The following is a 25,471-nucleotide window of genomic DNA, read 5'->3' on the forward strand; positions in this document are numbered from 1 at the left end:
GAAATACCCTCTTAACAAGGTTATTTCTTCAATTTGTCTCGCCATTTTATTTCTAGGATTTAGGGGGGGTTATGAACCAAAACACATGCCATTATTGTCTGGAAGAGAAAGATGACTTTTCAATAAGAGGGCAATACAAAGTGACAAATGGAGATTTTCTCTGCTATCGACTATGCAAATCGTGCTCCAATAAGTTCATTGGAATAAACTCCTATTCTGATAAGGAAGGTCGTCATACTTTCTTAAATATCGTAAAAGCGAATGCACAAAAACATCCCTTATATGTTGGAAATTAGCCTGGCAGCTCATTTCTAACAATAAAAACCCGGGGTGATTATACCATTTAACAAGATCGGGAGACCTAAGAACAAACTGCTACCTGGTTACTTTTCCATGCCTTACCATCAGGATACCTTCCATTGCCAATTGATAACCAGGGGTTGGCTTCGTGGCTGTTTCTTTTAGATAGCCTTGTGTGACACAAAATTGAACCAGCTCTTTAACCTCTTCAACATTTTTAGCTTTTTTACCAAGCGCTTCAAAAATTTCATCCATTGTTAAAGTGACATCAATGCCTGCATTTTGCGTCATCATTTTTTGAAAAACATCCAAAATATCTTTTTCGTCCATGCTAAATCCTTTACTTATTTATTTAAGTATAATTCAGAATTCCCTTATAGGGGGCACTCCAGGAAAAATCCTATCCATTAATTGCAACTCTATTGATAATCGATTGCATCGATTACACCACCTTAACATAAAAAGTGAGCCCCCACATTTTTTCCTGAAACAAAATTAGCAATTATGCCACTGTCATTTAGGTCAATTTGTGAATCGCTAATTTATTATATTTATAATAAAATCAATAAATTAAAATTGAAATGGGTGACTAAAAATCCACTCCTCGCTCTCATACCCACTTCATTTAAAAAACAGATCAATTCAACGAGGCTGCTTCCATTTTTCGCTTTGCGGTAGTTGTCGGTCTCCACCAAATATAACGACCGCTTACCATGCTACAAATTTTCCTGCCCTCTCTGTGAGCTTAGAATAAGTAACGCCCCCTTAAGCTCTCCTCACAGAGTGAATTAGCTAAAACTCATACCACCCTGGCTTAAAGGTTCCAGTCCTTTTCCTCTTTCAGTAGCCATGGCTTTCGTATACTTTTCTCTTATTGCTCTGGCGTCACTTAATTTACTACCCTCTTGGTTCTCTTGAACAGTTGCAAAAAAAGCTGGGCTTCTTTTTGCAAGGGATTGTTTAATAATTGAAACTTGACCTTTAACAGCGGAGCACTCATCTTCTATGATGGGTTGATCTTTAAAAAAGGCCACAATGCGATTAATAAATCGCATAAAAGCTGATGTTTCCTGAGTTTTGGGAGTGAATTTGGAAAGATTGTCTTCCAAGTTGCTTATGATGCCATCCAAGGCTTTTTGGTATTTAACACATTCACGGAAAGTCTCTCCAGTTTTTTTTTGATCAGTATTATTGAGCTCTTTTTGGATTACGGTAACACTCTTTTTGGCCTTTAATATTATTTTTTCTAAATCAGTTAAATCTGAATATAAATTGGGATCAGAAGTTATAGTATCCCTTCTTTTATTATCCAACTCCCTTACTATTTGGCTTAACCCATCAACGGTTTCATTGGTTTTAATTTTTGTTAAATAAATAGCTTTTTCTTGAGCTGTGAAATTTTTTAAATTGAGTCTTTCTGCTACAGGAGGAGTCCCTTTCCAATAAAAATCAAGTTGACGTTCATATAACAATTTATCAACCTGATTTAATTTTTCATGGAGGCATTTAAGATCTTTTGTAAGTTCTGCATGATGTTGGGCAAAAATCTTGAAATCAAGAAAGGGACGAAGGCTTTCAAATCGCTCATTTAAAACTTTTTTATATTCTCTATTGCTTCCATTCTGCATGAGCCCTTTAGAACACCTTGATATTTCTTGAAGATTTTTAAGGAGTTGTGCTTTAGTTTTAGGCTCAACTTTTCTATTCGCCAGGCTTTTTGCGAAAGAAGCAATTTCTTTATCCAAACGCTCTATTACAGGCAAGATTTCTTCTTTAAGAGGACAGGAAAGCTCTCTTCTTGTCATAGGTTTTAATAAATTATCAGTGGTTCCTGGGCGTTGTACTAAAAAATTACTTAAATTTTCTGCATCGGTGATACCCATTTCTTTGAGTACACCCATGGCGAACGTTTTGCAGTTGAAGCGAACGTAATCATAGTCAGGGCCGCCAATATGCTTTACTTGAGCTCCTTGTTGTACGGTAGATGCATTTACACGTTTTTCTCTGTTTATAATAGAGAAAAATTTTTCCATTTCTGCTTGAGAAATTTCATAAGTTCTATGTACTACCTTGTATTTTGGACTGAAGATTGCCACATCTGCATTTAGTTCTTCGGCAACATTACCACCCTCAGTAATTCGAGCGGGGCCAAATCCTACATTACATACAATTCTTGCAGGCTCAGAAGGCTTGGCTTGTTCGGATAGCATCAATGCAGCATGCCCTTCAATTTCTATATAACTTAAATAGTATGACATTTTAAACATCCTCAAAACATCCACTTATTAAGTATAAAAAACGCTCATTATGGGCAAATTATTTTATATACGCAAAATACGCATTTGAGGTGGAGGGCAGCTCTGGTTATGGGTTTAAAGACGTTTTTAGGATCAGTCGCTTGTGCCACTGAGGTGCTTAATTTTACTGCTATAACAGTAAAATATAGTTAATTCATGGTATTTGCATGCCTACACACGAGATTGCCCATTTAATCCATTGCTACCGTAAACAAAGCGGCTTATCGCAACAGGAATTAGCCCGGTTAGCGGGTGTCGGGAAGACAGTTATCTATGATATTGAAAAAGGGAAAGAATCGGTACGGTTAAATACCTTACTCAAAGTACTCGATATTTTAAATATCCAAATGAAATTTGAAACGCCTTTCCTCAGGCAACGGATAATAACTCATGGAGAAAAGCACTCCCATCAGTGAATGGCATTAAGGCTGTTTCTTTTCATGTTTTTAGGACTAGCCATTCGATAAGCTATTGCTTCGTATAATTTAGAATATTGTTCAATATTTGTTCAACCATGGTTTTATAACTATACTAAACAAAAGTTACAGATCCTGTCGAGGGATAAGGCAACACTGTTCAGGAACTGAAAAATAGGAGCACGGATCTGTCAACTATTGGAACGGCGATTTTTGTTAGCGTCAGGAGGTAGGAACGATGACTAAGCACGAAAAGAAAGGAAAACAATCTAAAACACTCCATAAAGAGGAAAAGGTTAATCCTAAAGACCTGGAAAAGGTAAGCGGAGGTCGTTTGGGAGGACCAATCCCGGGCTGGATTGATGGCAGGCCAAGAAAACCACGCCCCGGATAAGACCCCTCTCCTTTCAATCAAATGAAGCGAAACCGAACCAGCTATCCTCGCTTTAAAGAGCAGGAGATACGGGATCTATATAAAGATAGCTTGGCCGCTTAGCTTCATTTGTCCTGGATAAATGTTGCATCAGCAATTCCATCTATGAGGTAATGGCTTGAATTTTGATTTTCTAATTTACACTAATTCAAACTTCACGCCCTACCCCCTCAAGCTTGATGATTTACGGCGTTATTTTGGGAAAAAAGGACATAACTCTAAGAAACCCCTTATAGACAATGCTTGCACTATTAAAACTTCAAAATGTGGGAGAGTTTTCAACGATGTTTCTGAATTATGGCTTTCTTGCCAGCGCTGCGTTCCTTATACCTGTATTTATCCTTTAGCAGGTATATGAATGGCTCTAGCAAAGGAGGTGCGCTGAAGAGTTCTAATCGACATAATCATATTCCAAACTCCTGCAGAACCTTTAATTCTTCAGATTTAATATATACTTATAAATCATAGGGCAATGGCAGGTTTCAAGGAATAGGAATGAAATCAAAAATCCTAGACTTCTTTTCTAAGTTACGAGCGAGTTATTGGTATATCCCTTTGATGATGTGTGTCACTGCACTTCTACTCTCTGTTTTAACTTTACGTTTAGATCATTTATTTGTTTGGCAATGGTTAGAAGAATGGGGATGGTTTCATGCCAGCAACCCCGAAGGAGCTCGCAGTATTTTATCCACAATCGCCACATCCATGATTACCGTCGCCGGTGTTACCTTCTCGATGACCATTGTAGCCGTCGCTTTTGCTGGCAGTCAGGTGGGTCCAAGACTCACTTCAAATTTTATGAGAGATAGAGCAAATCAAATCACACTGGGCACTTTTATAGCTACTTTTTTATTTTGTTTATTTATTCTATTAGCTCTTTTTAACTCTAATAAAGAGGGGATTGCACAGATTAATGGGCAAGTTTTTATTCCTCAAATATCTTTGCTAATTGCTATCGTGCTTACTATAAGCAGCCTGGTGGTTTTGATTAGCTTTATTCATCACATCCCTGAAAGTATCAATATGTCGAATGTGATTGCCCAGGTGGGAGAGGAATTAAATCGTCAAATCAGCTCTCAATTTCCCATCAATATAGGCAAAGAATACACTCAAAAACCCCTAGACTTGTCTTCACTAAAGAAGACGATTGTATCGTCCACTACTCAAGGGTACATTCGTATCCTGGAAGGAAATTCACTCATTGATATTGCCACAAAAAATGATTTGATTATTCAATTAGAAGTACGTCCTGGTGCTTATATTACTGAAGACGTAACCCTACTCATTATTTACTCCTCAAAAAAGGTGGATGAACAGATTCAAAAACAATGTACTGAAGCATTCGCATTAGGCCATAAACGCAATCAAGAGCAGGATATTCTTTTTCTGGTAGATGAACTGGTTGAAATTATTGCCCGCGCTTTATCACCTGGTATTAATGATCCGTTTACAGCCATAACCTGCCTGGATTGGCTTCAATCAAGCGTACAAAAATTATCGAAAGAGGATGAGCCGTCAGCTTATCGCGCCGATAGTGAGAATAAATTACGGTTAATAACGAAACCGATTACCTTTCAGGAATTTTGTGATCTAATATTTGTTAGAGTGCAACCTTATGTATGTAAAGATAGAAACGCAACTTTTCATATGATGGAAATGATTATTTCTATACATCAAGCACTCATAAATCCGCGACAGAGATCTATTATAAGCGCTCATGCATTATCACTGAAGGAAGCGGCCAATGAAGGTCTTCCACTTTCAGAAGACCGTAAAAAACTTTTAAGTCTCTATGAACATCATTTTAATAATACAGACTAGTGAACTTTTGTATTAATCCTGGTCATTTGTTTAAGATAAATTATACCCCATATAACCCCTAATATAGCTGCAGTAACGGATCCCAAGAGTACTCCCAATTTTGCAGCATTTAAAAACCTCATATCCTTAAAAGCTAACATGGCAATAAATATTGACATAGTAAATCCAATTCCGGCAAGGAGTCCTACCAACCAAAGACCTTTCCATGTGATGCCATCCGGTAAGTGACACCATTTTAATTTTATACAAACCCAGCTTATTCCAACAATCCCTATAGGTTTTCCACAAACCAGTGCGACAACAATGCCCGTTATAATAAGTAACTCTGAGGCAGAATAAGTACTACTACTGAGATTTATACCCGCATTTGCTAATGCAAATAGGGGCATAACGATATAAGCAATCCATGGATGTAGTGCTTGCTCAACTCGAACTACTGGAGGTAATAACTCTCTTTTAGCCACTTGAAGTTTCTGAAGTAGTCGCCTTTGACTATGCCCTTTTTCTAACTTTATATCTCGTCCTGTAAGCTCGCCAGTAATACGTAATAATAAATCTAAAGGATGCTCAGACATAGGCTTAGATCTCACAGGAGTCATTAGACCAAGAATTACTCCTGCTAAGGTAGGATGAGCCCCACTCATAAGGATTCCAAACCAAACCAAGCTTCCTGGAATAAGATAGCTCCATGCTGAACCAATACCAATGCGTTGAAAACCCAATACCAATAAGACACCTATTCCTGCCGTTAGGAATCCCAAATAATTGAGACCTTCGGAATAGAATAAAGCAATAATGAGAACAGCAATAATATCGTCAATAATGGCTAAAGAGAGCAGGAATACTCTAATCTCGCCGGGAATAGAGCGGCCTAATAATGCTAGTATTCCCACTGCAAATGCAATATCAGTTGCAGTGGGAACAGCCCAACCAGTTTGTTGTATTGGTGCAAAATTAAAAGCAAGAAAAATTAGTGCTGGAATGATAACCCCACCCAAGGCCGCAATAACAGGTAGGATTGCTTGCTTGATTTTGCTTAAGGCCCCCTCATGCAGCTCACTACGAATTTCCATACCCACAACAAGAAAAAAAAAGGTCATAAGAATATCGTTGATCCAAAAATGAAGTGACTTAGAAAATTCAAAGCCTCCTAAACTAATAGCAAATGATGTATGCCATATGTTTGCATAGCTATCAGCCCACTGGGAATTAGCCCAAATTAGCGCTATTGCGGCTGAAATAAGCAGGAGGACACCGCTTACAGCTTCAATATGAAGAAAATGTTCAATGGACGCAAAAGCACGCGCAGCCAAAACTTGAGTACGCCGCGGCTTGGGATGGGCCTTTTTACTCATAACTATGGAAATCCTTCATTGAAAAATGTTAAACAGAAAAATAACAATCAAATCATAGTATTATAATAAAGCATGAATAATTTAATTATATAGTCTACAAGTGGTTTTTAAATCATTGTGGCAATGAGCGTAAGCGCAAATGGTCAATAACCACTTATTTAATTCATTAATAATTGTATCTATCTTTTCTGGCAAACCAGTGAATTGGGTTGGAGAAGTCCCTACAGCGTGTATATGCCTCGCCAAAAGAAGCTGTAATAGTAGAGCATGATATCTTTCATACGCCTATGGCCGCACCACGAGAAATGACAGTTTACAATTTTTCCGCAAAAATCGTTTCCACTGAATAGACTGTAAGAATAGTTTCTAAGATCTTATCCATAAGAGAAGCAAGATAATAAGGTCATAGAGAACCTTATTATCTTGTTTTAGTGATTAATATTGCGATTTAATGATAAGGCCAGCAGCAAGGCCAACTGCCCCAGCCACAACAATTCCAATTTCTTTCTTATGATTCCATAACTGAGTAAAGAATGAGGGTTGATAGGTTGGCTCTCTCCTGATTTCCTCTTGCTGAACGGGTGTTTCAGTGGTGGTGGTTTGAGCTCTCATCTCTTCTTCAGAACGGGACGGTTTGCGGGCAAAGAAGGGACATTTGCTAATAGCTTGAGTTGATATTCTGGTTCTTACTTTTTCTTTATCAACAGGCTTTACTTCAGCCCTCACAATCGTGTCCATAGGAATTCGCAACGATTTTGCCAATTGAGGATCCAAGTGGGCAATTAAAGGTTGAAGCCCTGCATTGATTCCCTTTGACCCTTCTGATTGAGCGGTGGTTAATGGGTATTCTTGTAGTTTTAACCCTATTCCGTACAAAATTTTTAACCCATGCGTTAATTGCTCCGCTTCCTGGGTCGTTAAATCAGACATGGCTTCTTCGGTGCTAACACCAGGTTTTGCAAGATGACAAATTAACGCCGGTAGTTTATCCAAACCCAGTTCCTTCCGTAAAATCTGTAACACCGGTCCACAATAATCAAACTGAGTGCCAGTAATAACTCGCTCATCACGGTCTTTAGGGAAGTTTTCTGTGACAACAGCTAATTCCTCGATTATTCTTTGCGCAGAATCCTGATCCAAAACGCTCGATAAAAGATCATATAAATCACTCTTTCCTTTTTGAGAAAAGGCTTCAGGCAATAATTGCTCTACCATCATTTCTTCTGCAACTAACATGGCAGTAGACAACACGGTTGCGACATGGCTGCCAGTATTAAAAGAAGGGCTAACTAAATAACCATTGACTTTCGCATCAATAAAATCACGATGGCTCTCGATGATCACACTATCATCAAAGGCTCGAAAGATAGGCTGGTCTGTACTGTCTTTCATATCAAAGGCATAGGCAATTGCCTTTAAATTGTTATAAGTCACCGAAAAATTATTCGTAAACCTGATAGGTAAGACTGTTCGCGTGCTTCGCGGCTGACTCACACGCAATGGTTGCACCATTTCATCCTGTAAAGCACCTACCAGAAAATCGTCCACACAAGAGGGATCGTCTTGTATGGCTTTTTGCATCCGATTGTAAGCGACGGCTAAGGAAGTACTGAGCAATGGTCGTGGATCAAAATTGTATTTTTGTAAGTAATCAAAAATGACATACATCGCATTAAAAGCCTGGTTTTGAATAAACAAACCTAAACCACTGCTATTAACAAGGTTACCTGCTTGTAAAATTTTTTGTTGTGCCGGGCGTTTTTCATAAAAACCCCCTTCTGAAATTGCTGTCACGCGAATGATGTCTTCTGTTATTTCTTGTGGCAATACCTCTCCTGTTTCGGCATGGATAATCCAACCTAAAGGGGCGAATGTTTCATGTTCAGAGGTAGAAATGGCCAGTCCGTTAGATTCCTGGGTATATTCCTGCCTGTCATCCATATAAAATCCCAACTTGCTGATCTGCGACATTTCAGGCGTCGAACTAAATTCAGAAAATACTTCTGCAACGGGTTTCCCTGATTCCCGTAACTCTTTGTCGATCGCTTGTCGCTCACTGGGACTAACGGAAGAAGGGCAAGCGAGATAAGTGAACCCTTGTTTGGTCAGTTCATAGCGCATATTTCGGCCTACATTCCATACGGGAGCGTGAATAATATCCCATAGCCCTTGCTCGCCATAGGTCGTTTGTCTATTCACATGAACCAGAGGCTGTGCCCTTTCGTTTAATAATTTTGAACGGCCTAATGATAAATGACTTGTAAACTCCAGGGATTGGCCAACCGCTTTTGGGCTCATGGCATCAGAACCATCGAAGAACATATCAACCTCATCATTGCCATGTGCAGGTCGTTCTACAGGGTTGCTCGAGTAATCAAATTTTGCAACTTGCTGTAATAATCCAGCCCGTTGCCCCTGTCCTAGATGAAATCGAATGACTAACGCCCCAATATTTTTGAAGCGTTCAGTAAACGCTTCGAGTGGGCTTAATTCTGAATTAAAATCAATATATCCTTTTTCATCAAAGCTATCTTGTCCATACTGAGCACCTTGATAAGACAAAGTAATGCCGGGATAAGATTTTTTGTCTTGCCTGATTTGTTCATAAATAGTCGTTTTGGATTGCATAATAATCACTATACATAAAAAATGTGCAGTATATAACATGATTATTAAGCCTAGATTAACAGCAAATAGGCCGTGCTATTTCTATATAGAGGGTCAGCATTGAGCTCTTGAAGAGCGATATCAGGGAAGCCCTGCAATCGCCCCCATAGATTGGCTGTTTGCTAAATTACATGGCAGCAGTATATCGAGCCCCATCGTCAAATCTGCCTTTTAGCTCAACAAAATTTCTTGCTGGCTGGAAAAAAGTAGCCTGGGTCATTGAAAATTCAGGCTGGACAGGCATCATTTCGGAGAGTTGTAAAAGCTTGCAATAATGGCCGGTGAGCAACATGCTCTCTTCAAGATTTAAATTATTTTTCTTGAACCATCTTATCAATGCATCAGTATATTCAGTACAATTTAATTGATAGCCACTGGGCAAAAATTTTCCTAAATGAGCGCGCGCTTTAAGTACCTCCATGAAAAAATCGGTGATTTCTTTCTGAAACGCCGCATGCCCAGGTATATTAATGTCAGATACCATATCCAACGAACAAACATGCTTGCCTGCCTGATGCTGAGTAATCGATACGCCCCCGTTCGTACCTTGCAGGTAACGTAAATACATCCCTGATACAATGGGGTAATACCCTTTCTTGTTGTATTCATGTAAAGTCGTAAATACCTTTTCTAGGGCAACGACTATCTCATGATGGTCAGCGCTTACTTCGAATAACAAACCAGTATCCTCAACATTACGCGGATAACCCGTCTGATGATGAACTGAGTCATACCAACGTGAAACAGAGGTTTCACCGGTGCTTCCAATCACCAGGGGAAGCACAACATATTGGGCAAAAAATGGGATCCAGGAAGGATATCGGCACAGAAATTCGCTCACATGCAGAGAGTCGAAAATCCTGGTTTCCATTTCCTGCTTCACATGGGTTAAGGGAGTTCGGGCATTTCGATCCGAATCGGTCTTCTCTACGGGACGCCAACGGTAGACACAGACATTTTTAACAGTTCGATTAGTTAACTCATCCGGTTGGTAGGTAGGCATCAGATACACACTGGTATAAGGATCACGTTCCAGTAACCCGTCCTTAATCTCTTCGATTAATTGGGCGACGCTCATCACTTCTCTGCTGCATTCTAATTTTTTGGCTTCAGTACATTGAATTTCGGCACTTAAGACAAAACCAAACAATCCCTGGTGGCCTGAGCAAATTGTCTCAAAATCAGGATGACTGGCATCAATCGTCACAATTTCCCCATTGGGCAGACAAACGGTCATGGATTTGATAAGGCCTGATACACCAGGTTGGTCTTTACCCGTGCCAATGCCACTATTGGCTGCTAAACCAATAAACGAAATATAGGGATTTAACGAAGAGGTAGGTAAAGTCAGGTTATATCGCTCATAGAGCTCCTTATTGATTTCACCCACTTGCATACTGGCACCAATCGTGACGACTTGATTATTTCTATCAACGGCTTTAATTTGCGTAAATTCTTTTCCGACTAAACGAATAACAACATCGGCATCCTCTACACCATGCACAGAATAGGATTCACTGTATTTTTTTCCGCGTCCTCCAGCAGCAGGCCTTACCAAAATCCGTTGTGCAGGATCTTTCTTTTTATTTAAAGCAGTAATGAACTTCAGAACTGCGCTTAATGATGCCGTATCATTCACATCTAACACCAGCGCATTCTTATTTCTTCGAAATTTTGAATAATTTGTCCATCCAGTGGATGATTTAATTTTTAAATTATTTAATTGAATAAATCGCAGTAACTCGACACGTTCTTTTGGCGAAAACGACATCTCACACCTCATTTAACATTGGCTAAAATGATTAATATTTGAGCAAAATGAACGCTTAATGTAAAGCGAATTGTTTTCCCGGCAAGATTCCAATTTGGAATTGGAAAGACTAAGGCCAGGTTTGATGTATTGCAGCCGCTGTTGTTATTGCGCTATTTTAAGTTAACACGTTTCACTCTTTAGTTGGTATAAAATGGTTTTGTACCCTCCAGTTAAAGTCCTTTATGGTGGTAGGGCTCTATGATAGATTCGTCATTAATACACCTCTCCCCGTTCTATGAGCTAACTTCACTCCTGATATTGGCAACCACCATCGGTTTTTTCTGTCTGCTGCTTCGACAGCCAACGATTGTTGGGTTCATCATTGTAGGGATACTGGTGGGTCCAGCCTTTCTGGGGATTATACAGTCCCATGATCATATCGAATTATTGGCTGAATTAGGCATTGCTGTATTACTTTTTCTTGTCGGCCTGAAACTGGACCTCAACCTGATCAAAACCTTAGGCCTGGTTTCCCTGGCGACAGGGCTTGGACAAGTTGTGTTTACTTCCTTGATTGGTTTTTTTATCGCCAAAGGCCTCGGCATGGATTCAGTAACAGCGCTCTATGTGTCTGTTGCGCTGACCTTTTCCAGTACCATCATCATTGTCAAACTGCTTTCAGATAAACATGAAGCCGATTCCCTTCATGGCCGTATCGCCACTGGATGTCTTATTGTGCAGGATCTGGTGGTTGTTTTAGCCATGATGACCTTATCCGCCTTTGCTATTGGCAGTGGGGACAGCGGGGTTGGCTTGACAACACATTTCGTCAAAGTCTTTTTATACGGTATAACACTTTTAGTCTTTGTTGGTCTATTCATCCGTTATCTGGCCAATCCTTTGGTCAACCGCATGGCCCATTCCCCCGAATTATTAATTATTTTTGCCATAGCCTGGGCAGCACTGATGGCCGCTTTAGGCAGTTACTTTGGCTTTAGCAAAGAACTGGGAGGACTGATTGCAGGCATCTCATTGGCCTCGACGCCGATCAGGGACACGATTGCCGCAAGACTATCGCCCTTGCGTGACTTCCTGTTACTTTTTTTCTTTATCGCATTGGGCTCACAACTGAGTTTAAACCAGCTTGGCCATCAGGCCGTGCCGGCAATCCTATTCTCTTTATTTGTCTTGATTGGAAATCCACTGATCATGTTAGCAATTATGGGTGCGATGGGGTATCGCAAACGCACCGCCTTTTTAGCCGGATTGACTGTCGCGCAAATCAGTGAGTTTTCGTTGGTATTTATGGCAATGGGAGTATCGTTAGGTCATATTTCAACGAGCTCCTTAGGGTTAGTCACCCTGGTAGGATTGATTACCATTGCCCTTTCGGTTTATATGATTACTTATTCGCAACCTCTTTATCGTTGGTTGGAACCAGGCCTGTCCTTTTTTGAACGCAGCAATCCCTACCGGGAAAATAGAGAAATTCCTCCGTCAATCCATAAAAATAACTATGACATTGTCATTTTTGGCTTAGGACGGTTTGGCAAAGCGATAGCAAAATTATTAATTGCGAAACAATTAGATGTGCTGGCTATTGATTTTAATCCCGATGAAGTCAGGGAATGGGAGTTTCAAGGCTATGACGCCATCTATGGGGATGCCTGTGATATTGAATTTCTTGCTTCCTTGCCTTTAAATCAAGCAAAATGGATTATTTGCACAATTCCACAACACTTGCTTGGGGTAACCTACCAGGATCCAAGAATTATTTTGACTGAAACCGTAAGACAAGCCAAAATTCCGAGTTATATTGCAGTAACGACACACCATACTTCGGAAATAAAATCATTAAAAACGCGGGGAGTTGATGTCGTTTTACAGCCGTTTTATGATGCGGCGACCAGGGCGGTTGAAATAATCCTGGATCTATCAGAAAGCAATCCAACGAAGGCTGGCAAAGAATAAACTATCGATCCTTTAGCCCATCACCACGACTTATTTGTAGTTGGGATCAACCGGCCGTCCAAGCCTCTACTGAGCGCCCCCAAAATTGGATTTTTGTTCGATTTAAACAGAGGCAACGCTGATTCGCACAGCCGATTGCCGGATAGCTAAGCCAATTTTTGCCTGTCAACCCCTATGCATAAAAGCAATATTGTGGAATAATATTGCCCAATTGCAACAATATTTATCTATTAATATGAAAGTAAAAGCAATTCCTTTAATACTCGCTCTTTTTTTTCCTGCCACTTTATTCGCAAGTACTACAACTTGCCCTTTATCAAACGGGATCAATGTACACACTGCAAAGCGAATTTTAACGATTTGTAAACATGGCTCCGTCGTTAAGAGCTTTGATGTCGCTCTCGGATACAAAGGTGTGGGTAAAAAACGAGCGGGTGATAATAAAACGCCAATTGGTTTATATGGGTTAGCTTATCCAAGAAAATCCAATCAATTTAAAGTCTTCATTCCAATCCTCTATCCGACTGCAAAGCAAAGGGCTGCAGGCTATACGGGTAGGGATGTAGGTATCCATGGCCCAACTCAGTCATCCAGTGTGTTTGGTTGGCTAAGCCACTTACCGGGCGCAACGCGTGGATGCATTGCGGTGGGTAAGAATAACTATATTGAGTATGTGGCGAACTGGGTAAAAACGAATCCTGGAACCAAGGTTTTAATTATTTAAGTAAGTTTTATTTTTTTAGATAGTTATAACCATCGCGAGCTTTATTCTGAATATATCTCCATTTTTATATTCCCTGTAGTTAATCCGCTTTAACAAGCATGAATAAAGCTCAGCATTAACCTGCCTACTCTTAAGTAGACTCCGTCATTCAATCAACTCCCTCACAATAGGGAAGATTTGCTGCAGGCCCGCTGTTCGGTTAGCGGAAATCAACCCTATGGGTAATTTTACCCATCCACACTTTATACTGACTGCCTTACAATTGCCCACAAAAGATGTCCATCACGATGTAGGACACTGCTATTTTGAGGAGCAATCAATGCCTGGTTCTACTAATAAGCGCGATATTGCATTATTGGATGTGGATAACACCGTACTTTTCGGTGCTGCTCCAAACACGACTTATAACGATAATTTACTCGATGCCCTCCTTGAGGCAGGCGTTCGTGATATTTATTTGTTCACCTCAATGACCATAAATTCAGAGAGTGTTAGGGAACGGCAAACACTTGCAAACTATATGGAAAGCAAAGGATTTAAAGTGCATGGAGTTATTACTCCCAGCGATATCTTTTGGCCTTTGGATCAGGAGTTAATGGAGCGTTTCCTGAGCCATTTTAAACGGCCTGATAACAGTTTAACAAAAACCCTGTTAGAGCAAGATCAATATAGTGCCATTAATTTTGCGATTGAGTCCCAACCTGGGGTTGCTTTTGCACTAGCCTTGAACAATCCTGAAAGCATGGCAGGCATCACGGCACATAGCCAGGCAGCGAATAGTGTTCTGGGACTAGTCAAGAAGGCTAGCGATGAATACCTGACTGAAAAAGGCCACATGTATGACTTATTTATAAAACATAAGCCAGAATGGGTGAACCGTATCATTTTTGTCGATGACGCCAATGACAATATCAACGCTGTTGAAAAAGCGAATGAGAAATACAAATGCCGACTATTCGCTGTTTTAAATAGAGACAAGCAAAATGCCTGCGAGCTTCCCGCTCCGTTTTACCAGGAATCGTTTGCTTCAATGATAGGTAACCATCGTTTAAAACAGTTATTAGCAAGCTATTGCGATGCGAAACAAAACACTAGTCGGCAGCCCTCATTGAGCTGGTCTGCGTTTTTCCGTAAGGCCGTATCTCCCGCTCAAGAAGAAACCGCCATTGCTGCTGTACAGAAGGCCCTGGACAATGAAGAAACCGATCTCCTGCCTCATTTGGCCACTCTACGTCAGGGGGAACTTGGAAGTACACTAAGACGCTTTGTAAAAAGCGGTGCAGCAGATGCCTTCTGTGGTAAGAAAATTTCGACTGTCAGTGAATTGGTTAATGCGCTTCATAACCAGGTCAATGGTCAAAATAGCTTTGTGTTTGAAGTTTAATTTCGGGCCGTACCATTAATGGCAGGATGCTCTATAGGACGTGCCACTTTTAAAGAGAAGCCTTGATGTCCAATGCGGAATCAAGGCTGCACGACTCTAGATTTTCAAACCTGCTGAGGTGTCTTCAAGCAAATAAAACCCATCATTTTTTCCGTCAGTACCTGGGTTGTATGCTTTATATACCTGAAGAAAACCTTGATTCCGCCACGCCGCACCAAACTATCGATTACTTTAACAACAACCAGCACTCTGTCATTAATTCTGTTTCAGCTACCTCGTGATCAAAATTATAATAACAAAAAATACAAGGCAAATTTCCCAGCTCTTCACCGGATTCCGGTAACCAATCACGATATAATCCATACACCGTTTCACCAATAGTATTGCGCGAGCCCTTGTGTGCAGCTACTGCATAACGACCCGCTGGCAATCGTTTTTCTATAATCTCGCCTTCAAGTTTCAATTGCTCAGGTACGGTAATAGCAAGATCAAAACGAAACTCTGCGGCAGGTGTTGTTTGCGGATCATCATAGGCAAACCCAAACGCTTCCCCCGCTTTGGGTTTCAGGTTAATCGTTTGCGCTTTAGCCCAGTTGATTAGTCGGTTAACACTATCCCCTACTTTTTGCGGATCACCACGATGTTCTAACACTGCCAAACGTCTTGCCGCTATGTTTTTGATACTTACATTCATTGTCATTTCACCTTGTTTAGGCAAACAATACGGCTGTTGTTCCCACACTTGCCAGCTTGACTGAGCTCTAAACTCACTTGGATTAAGATGGCAAGCTTGTTTAAATGCGCGTGTAAATGATTCATGGGATTCGAACCCCGCATTGATTGCAATTTCAATTATTGATTTATCTTTGTTAACAATTAACTGGTGGGCGGCCCTTTTCAAGCGCAGCCAACGAACATATTGTTGTAACGATAAACCCGTATAGGCCGTAAATAAGCGATGAAAATGATATTTTGAAAAGCAGGCAATATCACTCAACTGGTTTAAAGTGAGTTTTTCGTCAAGATGCTTCCCGATAAACTCGATTACCTTTTTTAATTGACGTTCATAATTCATACTGTTCTCAATTCAAATGATCACTTCATTTACAGGACCAAGGTTACTCCGCCCCTAAATGGGTTGTTTGACCATTATTGCTGAATTAGCATCTATTTTTTAACTGGCAGCATCCCCCTCAAAGTTGCTGAAAACAGTGATTACTTAAAAACCCCACACTAAATTTTCTAACTCCTGCAAGCTCCTTGCTTTATCCTTCCAATCTGGGATTCTTACCTGGATATTTAAATTACTGTATTGATGCAGCAACATTAATGCAGTCAATTGATGGCTCAACGTCTTCGTCAACTCATGGGGTAAATAACCATAAGCCGTTAAAAACGTATGTAGCAATTGCTTGTCACCTTGTATAAGGAAGGCGCCTGGACCAAGCAAATCATACTCAGGCAACCCTAGCATCGCATCGCCAAAATCAATCAATCCACTGATGTGCCAAATACCCTCTACTTGCTTCACTAAAACATTCATTGGGGTATATTCCCCAGTTAAAATAACTGGCTTTTTGAGCGTTGGTAATATCTCTTTGGTTGAATCAAGGTAAGCAGGCAACTCTTGTAATAAAACGGTTGAAAGCCCTTTAGCCCGATGATGTTCTTCGCACTGCGCTCTTTGTTTTTCAAGAAATTGCGGCCAATGACAATCAATCGCTTCAAGTCCATCCGTGGGTAAGGCATGAACTTCCCGAATGAGCTCTCCTAACTCACGAAGAATGACTACTTTATTGTTATGGGCCATGGTTTCCCAAAGGCTTTCGAGAAGTGTTCCTTCAAGTTTGCTGAGAATAAGATAAGGCCATCCAAGGATTTCTCCTGCATACTCAAGCGAGGGAGTTTTAATCGACAGTCTTCCCTCTACCTGCTTTAAAACCAATCGCTCACTTTCAAATTGGCTTTGATGAAACGGCGGAAAAATTTTAATGACCTTACTATCTCCATAGGAAAAGACAATATTTGTCCCTTCAGAAAATAGCCTTAGTGAGGCCTCGGGTAATTGGTGTCTATCAATAACTGCGGCAGCCAGGTCTTCTGCAATGCGCAGCTTGCATTTTTCATAGTCTTCAAAGGTATGAATCGTTGAGAGTGTTTGGTTTAAAGTAGTGTTATCCATCAATTTTAATCCTGATACCTATTATTGCTCTATAGCTCGCAGCATTAGATTACTACATGTCAGGAAATAGAGTTGACCTTGGTGTGATATTTTTTCTTTCGTCTGCATGCCACAACATAATCTACTCACCAGTCGGATAGGTTTCGGGTAAATCATCAGAACTTAGTTGATTTTCCGTTGATAACGCAGTTAATGCACTGGTCTTATCAATGTGAATAATGCTATCAAATTGATAAGGTAACTGGGAAAAATAATAATGGCTCAGCCGCTCTGATTCCGGCAAATAGATAACCCCAATGGCCCTTTGCAATCTGGCGTGTTTCAGTAGTTCTATCAGGTGGCTTTTGTTGCGTAAGTTTAAAAAGAAGGTACTGGTTGATAGCTTATGGAATAATGCTTCATAGCTTGCTTCAAGCGCTGGCAATACGGTTTTAATTTCAGCAGGATAATCCCAGTCAGAGGAGGCCATTACAGTCCCCGTATATGTAGAAAATCCTAAAAGATAAGAACTGGTATCATAGTGCTCTCGAACAATTTGGCCTAAATTCACTTCCCCTCGATCATTCATCTCGGTGGCTCTGGCATCGCCAACATGAGAATTATGCGCCCAAACAATCACTTTGGCTGGCAAATTGCTTTTTGATTCAATGTGAGCAATGACATTGCTTAAGGTTTGGGCCATATGGCTATCGCGTAAATTCCATGATATTGCTCTGGGCTCAAACATAGCCCGATAATATGCTTCAGCATTTTTTACCAGGCGTGCATTTTGATTGGCATAAAATTCTGCTTCACTCAGTAATAATTTATCCGCATTTAATGTTGAAAAGGTTCGATGTTGCATTTCCAATAACTGCTCTTTAACTTCCTTGATACATGAATGTTTCAAATGTTGATTGACAAAATAACCATACATTTGTGGATCCATGGCTGTATGATCAAAACAAGCGTAACGATTTTTAGCTTGCTCGGCCAAGTCAGGCTGGTGTGAGGCTAAAAACCCTATAATAGCCTGCATTGAATCATGTAAACTATATAAATCCAATCCATAAATTCCAACCTTGGCTTTAACATCAAGATTGTCATTGTATTGTCTCAACCAATGTAAAAATGGAGGTATGGTTGTATTAGCCCACATCCAGGTTGGAAAACGGGTAAAGTCGTCCAAAGCGGTTCGTTCATTGCGGAATTCATTACTACCTAGAATATAACGATGCATTGAGTAAACACTTGGCCAATCACCTTCGATGGCAATAGCCTTAAACCCTTTTTGCTCGATTAATAATTGACTTAAAGCAATACGCGTTTGATAGAACTCTTCCGTTCCATGAGTGGCCTCGCCCATTAAAACAATTCGGGCCTCACCAATGCTGTCAATAATTTTATCAAAACCAGAGGTCTTGGTGATTTCAATTGGATTAATTGCCTTGGTCAAAAGATCAGTTAATTTCTCATCAATTACCAGATTGGCCATTATTCCTCCTGTTATTTTCCTACCTCAACTAATCTCGTTTTAATTCATTATTGACATCATTTAAAAGATCAGCCTCAGAAACATGAACCAAATCTTTTGGTATTACACGACTTATTAATTTTTCAACTTGTTTATTGATATCTTTTAATAAGAGGCCATGCATAGGAGGTGAGGAGACCAGGATCAATTTTTCATAGTCATTTACAGCGTGACCGTGTTCAAGAATCTTGGCAATTTCTTTTGCAAATCTCTCAATTTGGATTGCTTTGGGATCTGATTCCTGACTATAGGTCCCATGCGCACCTGAGGATTGGTATCGACCAGGCTTATCAGAGGTAATCTCAATATCTTTTAATTTGTTTTCACTATGTTCTATTTGTTTAACCAACGCTAAATTATTTTTGGAATAGTCATATATTCTGCATATTGTTGAGTCGAAAACGACAAGCCAGGTTAGTTGCTGTGATTTCATAATACCTCCGTGTAATAACAAGCAGTCTGCTGGACTGTTCATCAGAAACAAAGCCCTTCGCAATAACCAAAGAACAATATAAAGGTTAACTGGTTAAAGAAAGTCCTTTTATCAAATTTCCCTTAGTTTATAGACTATAGATTCACTTTTAACAATTGGAGTGCTTTTTTTGCCAGGCAGGATAAACGATGAAATCACAACAATTTGCGGACCAAGAATAGATAACAATAGATAACGCAATAGGTAACATTTGAAGATCGCACCTAGGGACCCAGAAGAGGAGATGGGGGAGAAATGGACTCTGCGTGGGTATAGTCTAAAAATTGGGCCCTCAAGGTATTAGACAAAACCCCATTGACCAATTTTGATGGCTTATCAGAGGGCAAATGCGGATGGATTGCTTTTATTTTATCTATCGCCTGAGTACAGGCCGTTAAAAATCGGCTTACTAAAAATTCATAATTTTCCACAGTAAAATCAACCTTCGGATGAAAGTGTATTGGTCTTTTATGCAACATTTGACTGTAGGTAGACGCCATGTGTTCCAGGGTTTGAATAGAAAAATCGAAATTAATATTTCCCGGCATTTTCATCGCTTCAGTGAGGTACTCCTCTACAGACTGAGGTGAATGATCGGCATCTATGACAACTAATTTACCGTTTGCAACGCCCCAATTACCCTCATTCATTACCAGATCTTGGACAAATGTTCCAGCAACAGCCAGCTTTGCGATACCTGCCTCGCCTATTTGCTCGACAACTTTTTCTCGTATGGCCCTCTTGATTTGCCACTGATCAGGAGTGCTTCCTTTTCGGTGATTTAACTTGATGACTGACCGAGTACACTGGGTAATAATGCTTTTGAAACCAGTAAAATTCTCGATAAACTCAGAGGCAAGGTATTTTTCAGCCTTCATTACGTCACCTGATGATGAGATATATCGGCCATTTTTTTCATGAACCAGTTTAATCCTTGGAGTATCTATGCCAATATTTTCTCGAACAAAATAGAGGTTATGCATCCCTAAAAGAATATTAGAATACCTATCTCCGTCCCCTTCTTCACAGACTTTAAGGAGATATTTTTTATCTTTAATAACACAGATTTTACCTGCGCTTACTCCATTTGTTTTTTGTTTGCAATCTCTAATCGTCCCCGTCACAGGCTGAATGGTCAGTGTATGACTCATATCGATTGGCTTTAATAGCAAACCGGGCACTGGTTGGGTAACAGGCCTGTAGAGGCTTAAGGCTCCAGTGGTGCTGGCGTTAGAGGGTTGAGAAAAAAAGGTTTGCGTCTGCGAGACTAAGGCTTTTTGGGTTTCCGTGTTTGTACCAGACTGTTTTTTTGGTGTTGCCTCTACAGAAGAGACTAATGCTGACAACGCCAAAATAAATACTAACTGTTGTGCGAGTGATAATTGATTAAAATCCCTTCCACACGCTGAAAACACAAAGGGCTCCGACTGCTTATTTCTTTTTTTATCTACAGGCAACCGTTGTTTTTGATTAAATTTATGCTGTGTTTGATAAGTTGAGCGATGAGATGGTTTGCTCTTGAAATGACTTCTTTTTTCCCGCATGATACAGACAACAAAACAATCAACTAGCGCAATATATTATCATTTGCAGCTTAATGAATTATTAAGGCCTTTTTATCACTATTTATCTTGGATGGGCTCTGAACTCTTTTACTGTCACTAAGGTCTTAAATAAATAGCGATGTCCTTTTCGATGCGTGTTATCAATGCTTGAATAGCCGCCCTGATTGGCTCTGTAATCTCAAATTGAAATTTGAGTTCGTTAATTTCTATACCATACAAAACCAACTTATTTGGTAATAAATTAAGGATTTTTCCCATCTCTATGGTATTTGCCAGTCCAAATTCATGCGTGGATTGTATTGAATTAATTGTTTTAATTTCTTCATTTTCAAGATAAAGAAGGCTGCCTGCCTTTGCCCCTGTTCTAACGGCATCAATTAAAAAAACCGTTTTTGCCTGTTGCATCCAATCGAGCAAATTAAGACCTGGCCTATCACAAGCCATGAATTGTAATTGCTGTGTAGAGTAGCCTTGAAGCGCTTTCTTCTTTTGTAATCCCTGAACAACCTCCCACCCTAAACGGTCATCCCCAAAAGGTGAACCAATACCTAAAATCAGCAATTCAATCATCTCGATCCACATCTAAAGTTAAGAAATGAGTCGAACAGGAAATACAGGGATCATAATTTCTAATGAGCTTTTCACTATAACCCCTAAGCTCATCACTTGGTTTTTCAAGTCCAAACTGCTGCAGGGAATGGTATAAATCGTCTTCAATACAGGCCTGGTTTTGGCTGGTTGGTGGAACAATCCGGGCAGATTGAACCAACCCTTGCTCATCCATTTCAAAACAATGCCACAATAAACCGCGCGGTGCCTCTGTACATCCATAGCCCCGACCTGAAGCGATATTCACCTCCGTATAAGACGAATCAGGATAGCTATAATTTTCCAAAATACGAGAAGCCTCCAATAGACAAAAATAAATTTCAATTGCGCGCGCTAAAATGCTGTGATGAATATTTTTACTTGGAAAATGAACGTCTAATTGCTTTAAAAAAACTTTTATCTGTTCAGGTAGCCGTTCATGATTGATATTTAGCCGTGCTAAAGGGCCGACCAAATAGGGTTTACCGTCTAATAAACAGTGAAGCGCGTTGGAATAAGGGACTTGATGTTCTTTAAAGTAATCATCAAACTCATCAATAGTAATATTCAGCCCTTTATCTGAAACAATGCGTCCCTCATTCATTGGATATTCCTGCTCATGAAATAAAGAAACACAGGTGAAATCATGGAAGGTTTTTCCAAAAGGCAATGTGTTTATCCATTGAATAAGTTCTTCACAATCGACAAGTGATGCCTTTATTTTTTGTAATAGGGTTTGCACAAGCAGTGGATCAGGAGCCTTGTAAAAACCGCCAATCCTTGCACCAACCGGATGGACAGATCGCCCCCCTAATAATCGCATTAATTCATTGCCCAGTGCTTGTAAACGCAAACCGCGACGTACTTCATGAGGGTAAATTTTTGCCATCTCGGTCACTGCTTTAAAACCCAAACTATCTGGCAAAGCCAAAAGGTGGATATGTAAGCTATGACTTTCTATCCACTCCCCACAATAAAACAAACGCCGCATCTCGCGCACCCAAGGGCTAGGCCGCATGTTAAAGCAATTTTCAATGGCCTGCGTCGCACTCATTTGGTAAGCAACCGGGCAAATACCACAGATGCGAGCAACCATATCTAAAACCTCGCTATAATCCCGTTGCTCTAAAAATTTCTCAAATAACCGAGGCGGCTCATAAATTTTGAGCTGCAAAGATTGAATTTTATTATTCTTAATTTTTATTTTAAGCGCCCCTTCTCCTTCCACACGAGCAAGAATAGGAACTTCAATTAATTTTTCTTTATTCTTTGACAATCTTAATCCCTTTAAAATAATTACCTGCCTGGTTAAATGCGGCTGCTTGATTATTGATATGCAAAAATTGCCTGGCAATCTTATCGACGCTACTGCCATTTTGGGCAAACCGAAGGCCTAATGAATGCGCATTGGGATTTTCCGAAGGGCCATAACAGGCATAACAAGCACGTCCATACCCAGGGCAAAGAGCGCCGCAACCTGTTTGAGTAACAGGGCCCATACAGGGTTCTTTTTTAGTAACCAATACACAGACCTGCCCTTTGCGTTTGCACTCCAGACAGACCGCATCCCTCTTAATACGTGGAACCACACCAAACAATAGCGAACGCACCGCATTCATTACCTGATGGGTATTAACAGGACAGCCCCATAACTCCAAATCCACTCGCACATGACTTGAAATTGCTGTAGAGGTACTTAGGGCTTCAATGGTTTTTGGTGACGCATAAATACTCGCCATCCATTCTTGATAATTCGCTGCATTGCGTAAAGCCTGAATACCACCTGCCGTTGCACAGGCTCCAATCGTAATAAGAAACGTTGAATTGGCACGAATCTTTTTTATCCGCTCTGCTTCTTCAGGCGTTGAAATACTTCCTTCGACAAACGCAATATCAATTTTTTCCTTAAAATCAAGAAGGCCGGCTTCAGCAAAATGGGTCAGCTCAACCAATTCGGATAACATGAGCAAGGCTTCCCCAGCATTTAAAAACGCCAACTGACAACCATCACAAGAAGTGAATTTATAGACTGCCAAGTGCGGTTTCCTCATTTCAAAATCCTGGTTCGGTAAACAAGGCTTTTATACAATCATAGGCAAAAACAGGACCGTCCTTACAAACAAATAAACCACCATATTGACAATGTCCACAGTGACCTATGCCACATTCCATGTTGCGTTCCATGCTAAGATAAATCGCTTTTTCAGAAATACCTTGATTAATCAATGCCAGGCTAGCAGCCTGCATCATTCCTTCAGGACCACACATCATTGCTATTGTATTGTTGGCATCTAACTGAAGTGAAGTAATCCTATCCGTTACATAACCAACACTCCACGGCCATGTTGGACCCGCCTTATCGGCAGCAATATAAATTTCGGTTTGCGGCATGGCTTGCCATTTCTTATATTGCTTGCGAAAAATAAAATCTTCACTATGTTTTACACCCTGAAAAATCTTTAGGGCCCCGTACTGTTCCCGTCTGGCCAAAATGTAGTTAATAACGGATACGGTTGGTGCGCATCCCAAGCCGCCGGTCACAATCACAATATCTTTGCCTAAAGCCCCTTTTACAGGCCAACCATTGCCAAATGGACCACGAACACCAACATAATCACCCTTTTTTAATTGCTGCATTGCTTTTGTTACTCGTCCAACCGCACGAATTGTATGCCCTAGATAACTGTGCTCTGCGGGATCGGAACTAATTGAAATTGCGACCTCACCTACACCGTAGAGGTAAAGCATGTTAAATTGTCCAGGATAGAAAGAAAAATCCTGCTGGTCTGGCTTTTCAACCAATTGAAGATCGAGGGTGAAAATCGTGGCTGACTCTTGATGCCGTGCATTAATTCTTGCAGTACGAGGTAGATAGGAATCCTTGAACATTATTTCGTTTCCCTTACATTGGATTCACCTGAAATAGCAGCTAATTCTTCGGTCATATCAATGCCTACTGGACACCAGGTTATACAACGGCCACAACCTACGCAACCACTCGTATCAAACTGATCAAACCAACTACCTACTTTATGCGTCAACCATTGTCGATAACGCTTTTTTGTATCATCACGAATTGGGTGGCCAGCCAGGTAACTGTGGCCTTCAGTAAAACACGAATCCCATTCGCGCTCCAAGGTGCTACTTTCTCCATCAAGGCTGGGATTTGTTATTTCACTATGGCAAAAACAGGTGGGACATACAGACGTACAATTGCCACAAGATAAACAACGTTCAGCAACCTCCTCCCACCGTGAATGACCTAAATTGGAGAACAATAAATCTCGCAACCCTCGCTGATTATCCAAAGGGATACGCTTCGTTTGCATGGCATCCGCATTAGCAATTTCCTGTCCGGCATCGTTACCTTGTTGTGTTGTTGCCAATACTAAATTCAGACCGGAAATTAAATGATGACCACGCTCGCTGCCCCCTTGAATGACGAAACCCGAATCTAATTCGGTCATTAAGAGATCGAAAGGACTCCTGACATTGGGTCCCGTCCCTGCCGAAACACAAAAGCAATTATCAGACGAATAACCACAATTAACAGCAATAACAAATAACGATTCACGGCGTCTTCGATAGCGTTCATCTTGATGGGGCTGTGCTAAAAAAACCTTATCCTGAATTGCCATTGCGGCTAAATCACAAGAACGAGCCCCAATAATGGCGATGGGCAATTCATTAGCGATACAGGGTTTAAATTCCAGTTTTCCTGTACTGCTACGCTCAACACGCCAAACAGTTTCACTGGGTTTAAATAGTAACGGCTTGATCGCTTGCGGGCCATTAGCCCATGAAAAGGCACGTTGTACAGGCAGTTGTTCTAGACGATACTCGCCTGGAGCCTGATGAGCACGAATACCCCAAGGTAACTGGTTTGCGTCTGTCAGCTTATCATAGACAATTGCTCCGTCACGGACTTGAGGCCCCACACAAGAGAAACCTAATCGCTGCAATGCATCAATTAATGCTTGTAACTTGTCCTGGGGCAAAAAATAGCTCCGATCATTCTCCATAACAGCTT

At 40.5% G+C, this 25,471-nt stretch carries 20 protein-coding genes and 1 pseudogene; 6 read left to right on the forward strand and 15 right to left on the reverse strand.

The genetic code is table 11. From position 1 onward, the window contains the following. Positions 1-375 precede the first annotated feature (375 nt). Together DYC89_RS12385 and DYC89_RS12390 are read right to left on the reverse strand one after the other, a co-directional pair. Positions 376-630: a hypothetical protein gene (locus DYC89_RS12385; protein WP_115222064.1), complete on the reverse strand. Its 255-nt coding sequence runs from the start codon at positions 628-630 to the stop codon at positions 376-378. 458 nt (positions 631-1,088) lie between these two features. Next, positions 1,089-2,558 (reverse strand): hypothetical protein, encoded by a 1,470-nt coding sequence (locus tag DYC89_RS12390; protein WP_115222065.1) that lies wholly within the window; start codon positions 2,556-2,558, stop codon positions 1,089-1,091. Between the two features lie 206 nt (positions 2,559-2,764). Here DYC89_RS12390 and DYC89_RS12395 point away from each other — a divergent pair. The 3 genes and pseudogenes from DYC89_RS12395 to DYC89_RS12405 all read left to right on the forward strand — a co-directional run. Continuing rightward, a pseudogene (locus tag DYC89_RS12395) lies at positions 2,765-2,988 on the forward strand (helix-turn-helix transcriptional regulator); the annotation flags it as partial. A gap of 263 nt (positions 2,989-3,251) precedes the next feature. Further along, a complete protein-coding gene (locus DYC89_RS16535) occupies positions 3,252-3,407 on the forward strand; it encodes a hypothetical protein (protein WP_181879395.1) in 156 nt (51 codons plus the stop codon). A 534-nt stretch (positions 3,408-3,941) separates the two neighbouring features. Beyond that, a complete protein-coding gene (locus DYC89_RS12405) occupies positions 3,942-5,267 on the forward strand; it encodes a DUF2254 domain-containing protein (protein ID WP_115222067.1) in 1,326 nt (441 codons plus the stop codon). Here DYC89_RS12405 and nhaA read toward each other — a convergent pair. From nhaA to DYC89_RS12420, 3 genes are all read right to left on the reverse strand, one after another. Then, complete coding sequence (gene nhaA, locus DYC89_RS12410; protein WP_115222068.1) at positions 5,264-6,622, reverse strand: Na+/H+ antiporter NhaA; 1,359 nt, start codon at positions 6,620-6,622, stop codon at positions 5,264-5,266. The genes DYC89_RS12405 and nhaA overlap by 4 nt on opposite strands. Before the next feature lie 435 nt (positions 6,623-7,057). Then, positions 7,058-9,250 carry a Dot/Icm T4SS effector Ceg17 gene (gene ceg17, locus DYC89_RS12415; RefSeq protein WP_115222754.1) on the reverse strand — a complete coding sequence of 731 codons (2,193 nt, stop codon included), beginning with the start codon at positions 9,248-9,250 and terminating at the stop codon, positions 7,058-7,060. 166 nt (positions 9,251-9,416) lie between these two features. Next, complete coding sequence (locus DYC89_RS12420; protein ID WP_181879397.1) at positions 9,417-11,060, reverse strand: FAD-binding protein; 1,644 nt, start codon at positions 11,058-11,060, stop codon at positions 9,417-9,419. Between the two features lie 240 nt (positions 11,061-11,300). Between DYC89_RS12420 and DYC89_RS12425 the strand changes: the two genes are divergently transcribed. The 3 genes from DYC89_RS12425 to DYC89_RS12435 all read left to right on the forward strand — a co-directional run bounded on the left by DYC89_RS12425 (position 11,301) and on the right by DYC89_RS12435 (position 15,121). After that, entirely contained in the window at positions 11,301-13,013 is a 1,713-nt protein-coding gene (locus DYC89_RS12425) for a cation:proton antiporter (protein ID WP_115222070.1), read from the forward strand. 235 nt (positions 13,014-13,248) lie between these two features. Then, positions 13,249-13,737, forward strand: coding sequence for a L,D-transpeptidase family protein (locus DYC89_RS12430; RefSeq protein WP_115222755.1), 489 nt, complete (start codon positions 13,249-13,251; stop codon positions 13,735-13,737). Positions 13,738-13,954: 217 nt separating this feature from the next. Then, positions 13,955-15,121 (forward strand): hypothetical protein, encoded by a 1,167-nt coding sequence (locus DYC89_RS12435; protein WP_147285508.1) that lies wholly within the window; start codon positions 13,955-13,957, stop codon positions 15,119-15,121. 226 nt (positions 15,122-15,347) lie between these two features. On the opposite strand, the gene DYC89_RS12440 is transcribed toward DYC89_RS12435, so the two are convergent. The 10 genes from DYC89_RS12440 to DYC89_RS12485 all read right to left on the reverse strand — a co-directional run bounded on the left by DYC89_RS12440 (position 15,348) and on the right by DYC89_RS12485 (position 25,463). Further along, positions 15,348-16,196, reverse strand: coding sequence for an AraC family transcriptional regulator (locus tag DYC89_RS12440; protein WP_115222072.1), 849 nt, complete (start codon positions 16,194-16,196; stop codon positions 15,348-15,350). A gap of 144 nt (positions 16,197-16,340) precedes the next feature. Continuing rightward, positions 16,341-17,303 carry a phosphotransferase family protein gene (locus tag DYC89_RS12445; protein ID WP_115222073.1) on the reverse strand — a complete coding sequence of 321 codons (963 nt, stop codon included), beginning with the start codon at positions 17,301-17,303 and terminating at the stop codon, positions 16,341-16,343. A gap of 121 nt (positions 17,304-17,424) precedes the next feature. After that, positions 17,425-18,777, reverse strand: a complete 1,353-nt coding sequence (locus DYC89_RS12450; protein ID WP_115222074.1) for an erythromycin esterase family protein — start codon at positions 18,775-18,777, stop codon at positions 17,425-17,427. A 28-nt stretch (positions 18,778-18,805) separates the two neighbouring features. Next, complete coding sequence (locus DYC89_RS12455) at positions 18,806-19,249, reverse strand: host attachment protein (protein ID WP_115222075.1); 444 nt, start codon at positions 19,247-19,249, stop codon at positions 18,806-18,808. Between the two features lie 263 nt (positions 19,250-19,512). Beyond that, positions 19,513-20,832 (reverse strand): hypothetical protein, encoded by a 1,320-nt coding sequence (locus DYC89_RS12460; RefSeq protein WP_115222076.1) that lies wholly within the window; start codon positions 20,830-20,832, stop codon positions 19,513-19,515. A gap of 117 nt (positions 20,833-20,949) precedes the next feature. Continuing rightward, positions 20,950-21,423 (reverse strand): hydrogenase maturation protease, encoded by a 474-nt coding sequence (locus tag DYC89_RS12465; protein ID WP_181879398.1) that lies wholly within the window; start codon positions 21,421-21,423, stop codon positions 20,950-20,952. Beyond that, positions 21,416-22,717, reverse strand: coding sequence for a Ni/Fe hydrogenase subunit alpha (locus DYC89_RS12470; protein ID WP_245953997.1), 1,302 nt, complete (start codon positions 22,715-22,717; stop codon positions 21,416-21,418). The genes DYC89_RS12465 and DYC89_RS12470 overlap by 8 nt, the downstream gene beginning before the upstream one ends. After that, positions 22,704-23,492 (reverse strand): sulfhydrogenase subunit delta, encoded by a 789-nt coding sequence (locus DYC89_RS12475; RefSeq protein WP_115222079.1) that lies wholly within the window; start codon positions 23,490-23,492, stop codon positions 22,704-22,706. The genes DYC89_RS12470 and DYC89_RS12475 overlap by 14 nt, the downstream gene beginning before the upstream one ends. 1 nt (position 23,493) lies before the next feature. Beyond that, the gene (locus tag DYC89_RS12480) at positions 23,494-24,330 is read right to left on the reverse strand and encodes an FAD/NAD(P)-binding protein (protein WP_115222080.1); all 837 of its coding nucleotides are present in this window, start codon (positions 24,328-24,330) and stop codon (positions 23,494-23,496) included. Beyond that, entirely contained in the window at positions 24,330-25,463 is a 1,134-nt protein-coding gene (locus tag DYC89_RS12485) for a 4Fe-4S dicluster domain-containing protein (RefSeq protein WP_115222081.1), read from the reverse strand. Before DYC89_RS12485 ends, DYC89_RS12480 begins: the two co-directional genes overlap by 1 nt. Positions 25,464-25,471: the final 8 nt, after the last annotated feature.

This window comes from Legionella donaldsonii (assembly GCF_900452385.1).
Lineage (GTDB): Bacteria > Pseudomonadota > Gammaproteobacteria > Legionellales > Legionellaceae > Tatlockia > Tatlockia donaldsonii.